11 protein-coding genes and 1 pseudogene are annotated in these 13,039 nt (G+C 44.0%); 10 read left to right on the top strand and 2 right to left on the bottom strand.

Annotated elements, in window-relative coordinates:
• Positions 1 to 26 precede the first annotated feature (26 nt).
• Positions 27 to 446 carry a BlaI/MecI/CopY family transcriptional regulator gene (locus IQ257_RS20320; RefSeq protein WP_193874374.1) on the bottom strand — a complete coding sequence of 140 codons (420 nt, stop codon included), beginning with the start codon at positions 444 to 446 and terminating at the stop codon, positions 27 to 29.
• 630 nt (positions 447 to 1,076) lie between these two features.
• On the opposite strand from IQ257_RS20320, the gene IQ257_RS20315 reads away from it, so the two are divergent.
• From IQ257_RS20315 to IQ257_RS20295, 5 genes are all read left to right on the top strand, one after another.
• The gene (locus IQ257_RS20315; RefSeq protein ID WP_193874372.1) at positions 1,077 to 2,435 is read left to right on the top strand and encodes an MFS transporter; all 1,359 of its coding nucleotides are present in this window, start codon (positions 1,077 to 1,079) and stop codon (positions 2,433 to 2,435) included.
• Positions 2,436 to 2,496: 61 nt separating this feature from the next.
• Positions 2,497 to 3,246: a DUF6920 family protein gene (locus IQ257_RS20310; protein WP_228060874.1), complete on the top strand. Its 750-nt coding sequence runs from the start codon at positions 2,497 to 2,499 to the stop codon at positions 3,244 to 3,246.
• 189 nt (positions 3,247 to 3,435) lie between these two features.
• Positions 3,436 to 4,131, top strand: a complete 696-nt coding sequence (locus IQ257_RS20305; RefSeq protein WP_193874370.1) for a hypothetical protein — start codon at positions 3,436 to 3,438, stop codon at positions 4,129 to 4,131.
• Positions 4,132 to 4,193: 62 nt separating this feature from the next.
• Positions 4,194 to 4,748, top strand: coding sequence for a hypothetical protein (locus IQ257_RS20300; RefSeq protein ID WP_193874368.1), 555 nt, complete (start codon positions 4,194 to 4,196; stop codon positions 4,746 to 4,748).
• Positions 4,749 to 4,882: 134 nt separating this feature from the next.
• Positions 4,883 to 6,670, top strand: coding sequence for an ABC transporter substrate-binding protein (locus tag IQ257_RS20295; RefSeq protein WP_193874366.1), 1,788 nt, complete (start codon positions 4,883 to 4,885; stop codon positions 6,668 to 6,670).
• 3 nt (positions 6,671 to 6,673) lie between these two features.
• Here IQ257_RS20295 and IQ257_RS31605 read toward each other — a convergent pair.
• Positions 6,674 to 6,823, bottom strand: a pseudogene (locus IQ257_RS31605) (aldehyde dehydrogenase family protein); the annotation flags it as partial.
• 483 nt (positions 6,824 to 7,306) lie between these two features.
• On the opposite strand from IQ257_RS31605, the gene IQ257_RS20290 reads away from it, so the two are divergent.
• From IQ257_RS20290 to IQ257_RS20270, 5 genes are all read left to right on the top strand, one after another.
• Positions 7,307 to 8,152 (top strand): glycosyltransferase, encoded by an 846-nt coding sequence (locus IQ257_RS20290; RefSeq protein ID WP_322744411.1) that lies wholly within the window; start codon positions 7,307 to 7,309, stop codon positions 8,150 to 8,152.
• 182 nt (positions 8,153 to 8,334) lie between these two features.
• Positions 8,335 to 9,606, top strand: coding sequence for a glycosyltransferase (locus IQ257_RS20285; protein ID WP_193874364.1), 1,272 nt, complete (start codon positions 8,335 to 8,337; stop codon positions 9,604 to 9,606).
• Positions 9,607 to 9,625: 19 nt separating this feature from the next.
• Entirely contained in the window at positions 9,626 to 10,705 is a 1,080-nt protein-coding gene (locus IQ257_RS20280) for a glycosyltransferase family 2 protein (protein ID WP_193874362.1), read from the top strand.
• 27 nt (positions 10,706 to 10,732) lie between these two features.
• Positions 10,733 to 11,614, top strand: coding sequence for a glycosyltransferase (locus IQ257_RS20275; protein ID WP_193874360.1), 882 nt, complete (start codon positions 10,733 to 10,735; stop codon positions 11,612 to 11,614).
• Between the two features lie 284 nt (positions 11,615 to 11,898).
• Complete coding sequence (locus IQ257_RS20270) at positions 11,899 to 12,801, top strand: ABC transporter permease (RefSeq protein ID WP_193874358.1); 903 nt, start codon at positions 11,899 to 11,901, stop codon at positions 12,799 to 12,801.
• The last annotated feature ends 238 nt before the right edge of the window (positions 12,802 to 13,039 follow it).

Genomic DNA, 13,039 nt, shown 5'->3' with positions numbered 1-13,039 from the left:
AGCGCTCAGAATAAGGATCAGATGCATTATTGCTCCTCCCTAGCTTTGCGGATTGCCTTTAGACGCTGGGCGATCGCTTCTATTTGTTCTAGGCTAGCCTGGTCGAGACTATCTGCAAAGGCTGCTACAACATCAGGATTTCCTACAGCTAGAAATCTTTGCAACTGGTCGTGAGCTTGCAGAATCTTGGCTTGTTCGCGAGAAAGCAAGGGCTGCCAACGGAATGTGCGGTTTTTGCGATCGCAAGTTAGCCAACCTTTTTGAGTGAGGCGACTCAGTACAGTTGTTACTGAAGCATAAGCTAACTCCCGGTCTGGGTCAGCCAAAATTCGTTCGTGAACCTCTTTGACTGTCACTGAACTAAGTTCCCACACAATCTCTAAAATTTCAGACTCTAATGGACCGAGGGAGAGTTGCTTGGGACGGTAATCGGGCATGGGAACCATAACTGTACAGTCAAAGACAGGGAACTGGAAACCTAGTTTACCTGAGTTTGATAGTTTGATATTAGAAGCTGACTTCCAGAAAATAAATGATCCAGAAGAGAGCTTTATCTTCCTCTGGGTTGAACTAAAATCGGGGAATCTACCGAAAATGTCTGCCTATATTCCGATGTGCTAGCAGATCAATTTCGGTTCAAATGCAGTCAGGGTGAAACTGGCGTTGGCGTGTCATTTACCTGAAACCACCTATCTAAAGCCTTCTAAACAGAGGGATTCAGCCACTGAGCAGGTAAGCCTTCAACCCCCAAAGGGTTGCTTCAAATAGTGCTGAAGCGTTAACGTTTTGGTAAAGTGTCCCTCCATTTGCTGAGTTGAAGTTTGAGGAAAGGGTGATGCCCTTAAGGTATGCAAGCTCCTCTGAGGGACAGCATTCCACTCTCCTGCTAGGAAAGGTTTGTAAAGCTTTCTTTGTGGCGGAACCTTAGTCCAGCGCTAGTTTAGCCTTGAAAAGGAACAGAGTTCAATTCACTACACTCTGGCAACGCTAACGACGGGCTGTCTACGTTAACGCTAGTGAAGCGAAAATGCAGTCAGGATGGTGGCTTGTTCCAGTGTTGCAAGATACGTTTGGTAATGAAAAAAACACCTTTAAATTTTTGGCAGCTCTTGAATATGAGCGTTGGGTTCTTCGGCATTCAATTTGGCTGGGGACTCCAAATGGCAAATATGAGCGCCATTTTTGAATATCTCGGTGCGAATGCTCACCAAATCCCCATTCTCTGGTTGGCAGCTCCTCTGACGGGGTTAATTGTCCAGCCGATTATTGGTAACATGAGCGACAACACTTGGGGACGCCTGGGTAGGCGACGACCTTACTTTTTAATCGGTGCAATTCTCGGCTCGATTGCCCTTGTCTTAATGCCCCATGCATCTGCACTCTGGATGGCAGCAGGACTGCTGTGGATTTTAGATACGTCTGCCAATATCAGTATGGAACCGTTTCGGGCGTTTGTTGGTGATTTACTGCCCAAAAGCCAGCGAACCCGAGGGTTTGCTATGCAAAGCCTTTTCATTGGCTTGGGAGCCGTTATTGCATCGGCTTTACCGTGGGTTTTGAATAACGTCTTTCATATTCCTTCCCTTGGCGGACACGAAGGGGCAATTCCGCTAACTGTAGAACTCTCGTTTTACATTGGTGCTGCTTTTTTCTTCGGCACTGTGCTTTGGACTGTCCTGACAACCGAGGAATACCCACCCAAAAATCTAGCGGCATTTGAGAAAGAGCAGGCAGAACGCGGCGGTATTATTAGTACGTTTCAAGAAATTTGGAGCGCAATGCAAAACATCCCATCTGTAATGAAACAGCTTGCCTGGGTGCAGTGCTTTACCTGGTTTGGGATGTTTTGCTTCTTCTTATACTTTCCGCCAGCAGTCGCTTGGAATATTTTTGGTGCAACAAATCAGCAATCGTTATTGTACAACGATGGTATTGAATGGGCAGGAATTTGTATCGCTGTATATAATGCCGTTTGCTTTATCTTCTCTTTGCTCTTACCCAGACTGGCAAAACTAACCAGCCGCCAACTCGCTCACGGCTTTTGCTTACTGTGCGGTGCAGGGGGCTTTATTTCCCTAGCCGCGATTGACAACAAGTATCTATTATTTCTGTCAATGGTAGGTGTTGGCATTGCCTGGGCGAGTATCTTAACAATGCCCTATGCCATGCTGATTGGTGGTTTGCCGTCCAAGCGCACAGGAATCTACCTGGGAATCTTCAATTTCTTTATCGTACTGCCTCAGATTGCTGTGTCCCTGGGCTTCGGTTGGGTGATGGATCACTGGCTCGATAACAATCGCTTGTTAGCAGTCGTTATTGGCGGTGGGTTCTTGCTTGTCGCTGCTGTCTTAACTCAGCGGGTGCAATTAGAGTCTGTCGTTGATGTACCCAAGCCTCAAATGAATTTGTCAGAAGAAACGGCTATGAAAACTTAACCTCTCACTTTCTAACTCTGACCAAAAAGTAAAGCAGAATGTTAGTCAGACACTGGAGGGAATGATGAGTACACAAGTCTCCCTTGATGAGTTATGGAAATCAGCACCATCGAGTGAGCAAGTTTTTCAGCCCGATGCACTTACTGGTTTGCCCGACATAGCACAACGTTATCTCGAACACGCGATCGCACCTGGAACGAAACTCGCCTCTGCCGTTCGATTGCGGATGCACGGCGAGATCAAATTAAAAGACTGGCTGCCATTTAGAGCCGAGCAAGTGATTTGTTGGAATCGTGGCATGATCTGGAGTGCCACGGCATGGATGAATGGCTTACCCATTCGAGGCTCAGATCGCTTAGTCGATGGCGAAGGTGCTATGCAGTGGAAGTTACTGGGGCTGTTTCCAGTCATGACAGCGACGGGTTCCGATATCACGCGCTCTGCAGTGGGGCGGATGCAGGGAGAGTGTATCTGGTTGCCCTCTGTTTTTTGCGATCGCCAGGTGACATGGACGGTACCCGATGCCTCTCATGCCCATGCCCATCTTACGCTGTTGGGTGAAACCACGGAACTCATCCTGACGGTTAATCAGGAAGGGCGACTAGAGAGCCTTAAGCTGAAGCGATGGGGCAATCCGGAGGAGGCTGAACACCACTATGTAGATTTTGGTGGCGTTTTGGAGAGAGATAGCACGTTCTCTGGCTATACCATCCCAACGCGGTTGCGGGGTGGATGGTATTTGGGCACTGATCGTTTTGAGTCAGAGGGCGAATTCTTTCGAGCTACGATTGAAGATGCAATTTACCGATAAAGGTGAGCCAATCTAGAACTCAGACGCTGAGACGCCGTACTTAGGGAATAGTTACCAACTCAAAATTGCTGACGAAATTTAAGTTTTGTCTTTAGCCCAATATTTGCTGGATAATGGAGTAGATAGGTGGCAGGAATCTAGATATAATGAGTGAATCAAAATCAAAATCTTAGTGAATAGAGAAATCCTTTGCAAGCCAAAGAGATTAAGGAGAAACTCAAATCCCTAATTATCGATGCCTCTTCGATAGAACCTTGTTTAGCGAAAAGGTTAGATGAGATCAATCGCTGGGTTAAAGATGTTAAACCCGGGTCACTTACTGCCAAAAAATTTGTAATGGCTTTTTTGCTACAGATAATTAGGGATTCTGAAGCTTGGTTGATCATCAAATCTCTCCCTTCTGAAGACGAGCAACAATTAGCGTTCGCTGAGCTCAACCCCGCCTTGAGGTATTGGTATAGCGACCTATTTCCTAAATGGCTGAACGAAAATGATCCAAAGTTTTATATTTGGAAACAAAAATTAATGGCGGGAACATTCCATCAGGACGATGGGCATTTCCTTAAATCTGTAGCGAATCAGATCAATCATCGTCAATGTCCTATTGTAAAACGCTATATTGCCGATCTATCAATGGCAACTGATATAATTGTCAGTAATGAGCAGCAAAAACCCCTATGTATTCAGCTAACAACACTTTCTGAAGAATTCTTTCAAGAAAAGTCTGGAAATTGGGAAAATACACTACGTTTTTGGGGCATAGAGAGAGGTTTATTTTTAAGTTTTAACCCCAGTGAACCTGATTTTGTACATCAGATAGTTAACATAGCACTCTATAACAGTGATAAGCTCCGATCAAGGGTTTATCTAAAATTCAATTTATAATCTCTGGCAATTACTCTTTAATAAATTTTTGTCAAAACATAATCTAGCCACCTTCAGTCATTATGGTTCAAGAAGAACAAACGGATCGTCAAGAGAGATTAAAAAAATTCATTCAAGCTGTAGAAAAAGCTCAAATATTACAAAATGATTTACTAACCTATGGGTTTGACTGCATCCATCGCTATGTAGAGGATGTTGAGGGGGACTGGTTAGAGAGGTGGGGAGAAGATGAAGAGGCACCAGGAAGTGAAACTCTGGATGTTCAAGTCCTGACATCTGATAAAACTGGAGTGGATATCTCAGTCTTAGACTTTATCACTGCTTTTTTGGCAAGTGATTATCCAGCCGCTGTGTGGGCGCGGGAAAGTAATCATCCGTTAGCGGTTAGAGTGCAGCAGCAAATGGAAACTGAGGGATTGCCTCAAATTATTGCTCATCTGCAAGAATGCTTGAGTATTACTGACAAATCGGATAGGCTCCGTGAGGCTACCGATGTTTTAGCAGGTAAGGTGATGGGTGGAGAGATTAACCGTGAGTCTGGTGATGAAGAGGATGAAATTCAGTTACTAGATTTAGTGGAGACTCTGCTGGAGAAATTAGCTACATTTCAAGGGTAATTAAGTGACTCGTACCTGTAAAATAGCTCGGCTCTTGAGGGAATCCTCGGGATTATTTACAAATCTCTCGCTACAGTTTTCAAGATTATCGCTAGGCTGAAGATAGTGGGGTTTTAACATAGCAATCCGTTGATATGATTTTTGCCATTTTCCGCACTGTCCCTCTACGACGCTGGTTTCTGGGTATACTGACTTGTATTAGCGCGATCGCATTTTCGGGCTGCAACCCAGCATTCTTTGTATCTGAGGCGGCACAAAAGTCTCAACTCGTAACCAGCAGTCTCAGCGATCCTGCAACCTTCAACTACGCCCTCAGTCAGGAGTCATCCAATATTTTTCCCTATACCTATGAGGGACTGGTGGCAGAAAATGGGGTTACGGGTGAGATTCAACCTGCCTTAGCTGAATCTTGGGAAATCTCTGAGGATCAGCAGCGCATTGTGTTTACCCTGCGAGAGGGACTGAAATGGTCGGATGGAGAACCCCTAACAGTCGATGATGTTGTTTTTACCTACAACGATATCTACCTCAACGAAGACATTCCTACCGATATTCGAGATATTCTCAGGATTGGTGAGACGGGTGGTTTTCCCAATGTACAGAAACTAGACGAGCGACGGGTGGAATTTACCACACCCGAACCCTTTGCCCCCTTCCTACGCACCACAGGACTAGCAATTTTACCCGCCCACGCCCTGCGGGATACAGTAAACGCCAAAGATCAAGAGGGAAAACCTCAGTTTCTCACCACTTGGGGCGTGGATACTGACCCTAACAAAATTATTGTTAATGGACCTTACCAATTAGAACGCTACAACACCAGTCAGCGTGTGGTACTTCGGCGCAACCCTTACTACTGGCGCGAAAGTCCCCAGGGTAAACCGCAACCTTACATTGATCGCATTATTTCGGAAATTGTAGAATCCACCGATACTGCCTTTTTGCAGTTTCGTTCCGGTGGGTTAGACGCTCTGGGTGTCTCGCCAGAGTTCTTTTCCCTGCTCAAGCAAGAAGAAGATAAGAATAACTTTACCATCTACACAGGGGGTCCGACACTCAGCTCTAGTTTTATTTCTTTCAATCTTAATAAAGGTAGCCGGAATGGGAAACCTCTCATCGATCCAGTTAAGTCCCGCTGGTTTAATAGCCTAGAATTCAGACAAGCGGTTGCCTATGCCATTGACCGAAAAACAATGATCGATAATCTATATCGGGGATTGGGTGAGCCACAATATTCTAATCTACCGATACAAAGCCCTTACTATCTTTCTCCAGAAGACGGTTTAACAGTCTACGATTACAATCTCCAAAAAGCCAAGGAATTGCTATTAAAAGCAGGCTTCACCTATAACAACGAAGGGCAACTCCTTGACGCCGAAGGTAATCGAGTTCGTTTCACCTTAATTACCAATGCCGGAAATAAGCTGCGTGAGTCAATGGGAGCACAGATTAAACGAGACTTGGGCAAAATTGGCATCCAAGTGGATTTCACTCCCATTGCCTTCAACACTATGGTTGAAAAACTCACCAACACCCTCGATTGGGAAGTGCATCTCCTCGGCTTTAGTGGCGGCGGGTTAGAACCGAATAACAGTGCAAATGTCTGGTCTATGGAAGGCGGCTTACACAGCTTCAATCAAAAACCAACCGTTGGTCAACCGCCGATTCAGGGGTGGGAAGTGGCTCCTTGGGAGCAGAAAATTAACGACCTTTACGTTCAAGGTGCGCAAGAGTTAGATGAGGAAAAACGCAAAGCGATTTATAGTGAAGCGCAGCGCCTGATTAAGGAGAACTTACCGTATATTTACCTGGTTAACCCGTTATCAATGACAGCAGTACGCGATCGCGTGGAGGGTATAGACTATTCAGCACTAGGCGGCGCATTCTGGAATATTCACGAACTCAAACTTGTGGATGATTAGGAAATTCATTACTGTATCGTTGATACAAGCGCCGCCGGAAGAGGTCTGCTGTAAGACTTGCTGCTGTTTCTGTTTATCTTTGGAGAAGAAGTAAAGGGCTAAGGGTCTGGGTCGAGCGTTAATTTGTGCGATCGCTTCATTTAAGTCACTATACTATTTTTATAGTGGATTAGCCTTTGCGATCAGTCTAGTTCGTCACTACTGGCAAACCTATCAACCGACTATCCCAACCTGGAAAACATTACCCTGGGGCGACTTGTTAGCTATTGAGCCACGGATCTTTGCGTCAATTTCTCGTGAATTAGTCGGTACCTCAATTCTGGTTTCTCTAGTAATTGGCAATTCTTTCTAATCCTCTACGTATCTAAGATTCTAAAAAATTAGGAAGTAAATCCTTGACCCATCATCTAGTTGTCATTATTGGAGGCGGTCACCTACTAGAGAGGAGTCGCCTAAAAAGCCACAGCAACAGATTGTTGCACGTTAAACAGAAATTTTCTGTGTCAATGGTCAATTAGTAGATAGGCGTCTCTCTATGTGTTAATAAAAAACAGAGAACGTCTGTCCATAAAATATTCATTGATAACACATAACCGCTTTCTCGCCAAGGAAATGGACTATCACTCTCATCTATTCGTGTCCGTCATCATTCCCGTTTATAATGACGCCGAGCGTCTAAAACTCTGTTTAGAGGCTCTGGAAAATCAGACTTATCCAAAAACAGGATATGAAGTGATTGTTGTCGATAATGCATCTGATGAAGCAGCAGACATTAAAGGGGTAGTTGCTCAATTTGGTCAAGCGATTGCGGCTTATGAAAGCACTCCCGGTTCTTATGCGGCTCGGAACAAGGGGATATCTTTGGCGAAAGGCGAGGTGATTGCCTTTACTGATGCTGACTGTATTCCGGCGTCAGATTGGATTGAAAAGGGCGTGGAAAATTTACTGAAGGTTTCTAACTGTGGTTTGTTGGCGGGGAATATTGAAGTCTTTCCCAAAGATATAAATCGCCCTACATTGGTTGAACTTTTTGAGATTGCCAATGCTTTTCCTCAAAAACAACATCTGAGAGACATGAAATATGGAGCTACGGCAAACTTACTTACATTCAAGTCTGTGATCCAAGAGGTGGGAACGTTTAATCAAGATCTCAAGTCAGGAGGAGATTTAGATTGGGGAAGACGTGTTTATGATCATGGATATGAGCAAGTTTACGCTGAAGAGGTTCGGATAGCTCATCCAGCCAGAGCCTCATTCAATCAGATATACCAAAAAGTAGTTCGACTAGCTGGAGGTCATTATGATCTTTTAAATAGAAATTTATATCATTTCTTTCACCCAGGTACTTTGCTTTTCGCAATCTCTAACCAAAATATGCTTCCTGCTAAACTCTTAAAAAACCTAATGTTTTGGGCGATTTTTTGCCAAGATTTAATTCCGCCTGTTATGTATATTACGAGTACTTTTAAAAACCCTAAATAAAAAAAAATAGAGGAGAAAATCAAAGTATCTTTGGTAATTATTTTTGTTCGATATACAAGTGCTTGGGCTAAGATAAGACTTCGATTTGGCGAAAGTCCAGCTAGACTGTAAATCGTAGGATTGTACAAACTAATAAGAATTATAATGACACTAAATTATTAACAGCATAAGAATAAATGAATATGAAAATTGCCTTTATAGTCGGTCAGTTTCCTGTTTTATCAGAGACATTTATATTGAATCAAATTACAGGTCTCCTTGAGAGAGGTCATGAGGTTGATATCTACGCTGATCGTCTAGGCGATCTAGATAAGCTGCATGAAGATGTGGTGACTTATCAGCTACTTAACCGAACCTACTATTTACCCGAAATTCCAGCTAATCTTCTCTGGCGTCTCGTTAAAGGTTGTGGCTTATTCACTTCTAACTTGATTCAAGCCCCTCTAGATACCTTAAAATCCCTTAACTTTTTTAAATATGGAGAACAGGCAATATCACTTTGGCTACTCTATACCCTAATTCCTAACTTTCAAAAACACTATGACATTATTCACTGCCAGTTTGGTACAGTTAGCTTTCGAGGAATGGCATTCCATGCTGTGAATGCTCCTAGTGCGAAGCTAATTACCATTTTTAGAGGTCATGACATCAGCAATTTTGTGAAAGAAAAGGGTGAAAATGTGTATAACCCGTTGTTCAAGTATGGAGACTATTTTCTGGCAAACTGTGAATTTTTCAAGCGCCGAGTGATTGAGCTAGGCTGCGATCTGGAAAAAATCAGAGTTCATGGTTCAGGCTTAGACTATAGCCGTTTTCCATTTAAATCTCGTCACTTTCCCCAAGATGGTTTAGTTCGTATCGCCACGACAGGACGTTTAGTTGAAAAGAAAGGGATTGAATATGCTATTCGAGCAGTGGCGAAAGTTTTAGAACAGTATTCTAACTTAGAATATATGATTATTGGGGATGGACTATTACGCCCGGAATTAGAGAAAATCATTCAGTCACTTAATGCAGAAAAAGCCATTAAGTTAGTGGGACAAAAATCTCAAGCGGAATTAATTACATTACTAGAGAATTCTCACTTATTTATTGCACCAAGCGTGACGGCGGCTGATGGCAATCAGGATGCTCCCGTTAACGTTCTCAAAGAAGCAATGGCGATGGGTCTACCTGTGATCAGTACACTTCATGGAGGGATTCCAGAGTTGGTTGAAGAGGGGGTATCTGGCTTCTTAGTCCCGGAACGAGATGCCGATGCGATCGCTGATCGGTTAATTTACTTAATTGAGCATCCTGAACGTTGGTCGGCAATGGGACAAGCCGGACGCTTGTTTGTGGAGCAACATTATGATCTTAATCGCTTAAATGATGCCCTTGTCGCCCTTTATCAATCGTTACTTCAGGGTGACTCAGTTCCTCACCCCGAGGTGGCACTCCCCTTAAGTACCTAAGTATCACGGAGGATTTTATATGACTCTCACGACTCACCCATCTACCTCTAATACCCTATCCTCAGAGCAACCCCAGGTTACGATTGTGGTTGTTCCCCGCGAGCGATTTAGCTGTGCGCGTCGGTCTCTAGAGAGTGTATTTGCTCACACTCAATTGCCCTATAAGTTAATCTACGTCGATGGCAATTCTCCTGCACCAGTTCGACGCTATTTGGAACAGCAAGCGGATGCAAAAGGGTTTCAGCTATTACGCACAGAGTATTACCTTTACCCAAACCAGGCAAGAAACCTAGGTTTATCTCAAGTCGATACCAAATATGTCGTCTTTTTAGACAATGATGTCATTGTTTCACCCAATTGGCTCACTGCTTTAGTGCAGTCTGCTGAGGAAACAGACGCGGCGGTAGTCGGTCCTCTGATGTGTCAGTATGAGCCGATTCATGAAATTGTCCATTTTGCCGGGGGAGAATCTCACATTTGGGTCGATCAAACGGGACGGCGACGGCTGCGGGAGAAAATGTATGACCAAGGAAAACCCGTTGCAGAGGTTCGCGATCGCCTTGAGCGCACTCAAACAGAGTTAGCCGAATTTCACTGTGTATTAGTCCGTCGGTCTATTTTCGATCAGGTGGGTCAACTGGATGAAGGGATGCTCAACACCAAAGAGCATTTAGATTTTTGCATGAGCATTCGCCAAGCCGGAGGTGCCGTTTATTTTGAACCTGCTTGTATCGTTACTTATGTGCCCGGACCCCCTCTGAAGTGGTCTGATTTGCATTTCTATATGCTGCGCTGGAGCGATGCTTGGACGTTCGCTAGCTTGATGCATCTGCAAAAGAAATGGAATCTGGCTGAAGACAGCTATTTTCAAACTAAATACAAAAAGCTGCAAAAGGGGTGGCGTAGAAAAGGCACGATTATTTTTCCTTTGGTTCGTTTTTTAACCTTTGGTATCGGCAGCGGCAAATTGGAAAGTCTTTTAATTAAGCCAGAACAGTTACTTAATCAAACCTTAACTACTCGCCATTCTAAACAACGGCAGCAACAATCTGCCACTTCACCTGCGCCAAACTTAGTCTCCAGCCCAGCTAATCATTAATGACAATTTTCTCAGTTAATCAGATACATGGAACAATTTCTCTTTTCAGTAATTATCCCCAGCTATAACCGCCCCCAGCAACTTGGGGCTTGTCTGGGATCTCTAACTCAGCTTAAGTATCCACGCGATCGCTTTGAAGTGATTGTGGTTGACGATGGTAGTGACAGCCCCCTCGACACAGTGGTGGCTCCCTTTAAAGACTCACTCAACCTAAGACTGATTCGACAGAACAATGCCGGTCCGGCAGCAGCACGCAACGGTGCAGCTCAACAGGCAAGTGGGAAGTATCTTGCTTTCACCGATGATGACTGTAGACCAGCGACGAATTGGTTACAAGCGCGAGAAAACTGCTTCACGGCAGCTCCTGATCGCATTGTTGGCGGTCGAACGGTGAATGCCCTGGCTGATAATCCCTACTCCACGACGAGTCAGAACATTATTAGTATGGGGTACGCTCACTATAACGCTATTTCTGACCAAGCCCGCTTCTTTGCCTCCAACAATATGGTTGTGCCTGCCGAGCGCTTTCGGGAACTGGGCGGGTTTGATCAAAGCTTCACCACCTCAGAAGATCGGGAATTGTGCGATCGCTGGCTGCATCAGGGCTATCAGATGACCTATGCACCTGAAGTCGTCATTTATCATGCTCATCCGATGACGCTGCAGAGCTTTTGGAAGCAGCATTTTAGCTACGGACAGGGAGCCTTCCGCTTTCATCAGACAAGGGCGGAGAAAGGCTGGGGAAATTTCCAGATTGAAGGGAACTATTACCTTAATCTTCTCCGCTATCCCTTTGAAAATGGGCAGGGAAAACAAGGGTTGGTGCTAACAGCCGTTTTGTTCGTATCCCAGGTTGCAAATGCGGCGGGTTTCTTTTGGGAAATGATTCAGTCAAAAAGAACATCCTAGTACTCTAGGGCTGAAATTCGGATAGGGTTGTAGGGTTGCCTAGCCTGAGAAGACTAAGATTGGTAAATATTGACCCTTCCTAAACTTACGCCTTCTTGCACTAGTTCGATTCAAAAGCCAAAAATTCAAAATTTTAGTAATCCGGATTACCGCCGGATTTTCGTTACCCTAACCCCTACTGAGGCAAAACCCATCCCTAAAATCAATGATCAAAACCTCAGCAAATGAAAATGCCTTACACCACATAGAATTATTCATTGGATAGATATTTTTGATAAATAGAAATGGAAAAACTATCTAACAGGAAGACAAAAAGAGCCAATACATTAGGAAGAAGAAAATTACTGCTTGATGTAACTTATACTCCTGAAAGTTTACTTAGACATCCCCGACAACTGTTTCGGCAGATGTGGTATGACTTACTGGCTTCTCGCGAGTTAGCGTGGCGGTTAATGGTACGCGATATCAGCGCTAAATATCGTCAGTCAGTCTTGGGAATTGCGTGGGCACTTATACCTCCCATCGCCATGGCAGTCGGATTTACCCTGGCAAGTGAAGCCAACATTGTCAATGTCGGTAAAACCGATTTTCCTTATCCTGCCTATGTCATGTTCAGTACTGCCTTGTGGCAAACCTTTGTTGAATCGTTGAATGGTCCAGTCGAGGCGGTAACCAAGGCAAAGCCAATGCTTGCCCGTGTTAATTTTCCCCGGGAAGCGGTTATTTTAGCTAAAGTTGGAGAGGTTTTCTTTAATTTTATGATTAAATTAGTTTTGATTATAGGGCTATTTATTTGGTATCGCATTCCCGTGAGTTGGACATTAATGATAGCTCCAGTTGCTCTTATTCATTTAATTATGCTAGGTACTCTTTTCGGGACATTACTGTCTCCCTTAGGAATGCTTTACCAAGATGTATCAAAGGGATTAACAATGGTGACAGGCTTCTGGTTGTTTCTCACCCCAGTTGTCTATTCCGTTCCTGAGTCAGGTTTATTTGGTTTTTTAGTTCAACTCAATCCTGTTACTCCCTTATTGGTAACAACACGAGAGTTAGCCACAACTGGAATTATTTCCGAACCCGTAGGGTTTTGGATCGTCAGTGTCTTAAGCTGGATTGGTTTGCTTCTCACCTGGATTGCTTTTCGGATTGCGCTTCCGTATGTTATCGAAAGGGTAAGCTCATGACTGAAGGAAGGCAAGAGAGATTTATCCCAATGCTCTTAATTTAGTTAGTGAAAAACTCCAAATTGGATCTCAATAATAAATAAGAAAAATACAATAAAATGACTCTTAATGAAGCAAAAACTGCCGAAAAATCATTAATCCAAAACATTTCATCTTCCTTAAATCCCGACTCAGGTGGGGTAATTTCTGTCAATTAAAAAAAGAGCAAAAATTTACTGCATTATCGCTGGTTATACAG

It is taken from the genome of Coleofasciculus sp. LEGE 07092, assembly GCF_015207375.1.
Taxonomy (GTDB): Bacteria; Cyanobacteriota; Cyanobacteriia; order Cyanobacteriales; family Coleofasciculaceae; genus LEGE-07092.
The sequence above is the reverse complement of the archived record's forward strand: the minus strand, read 5'-3'. Positions and strand labels throughout refer to the sequence as shown.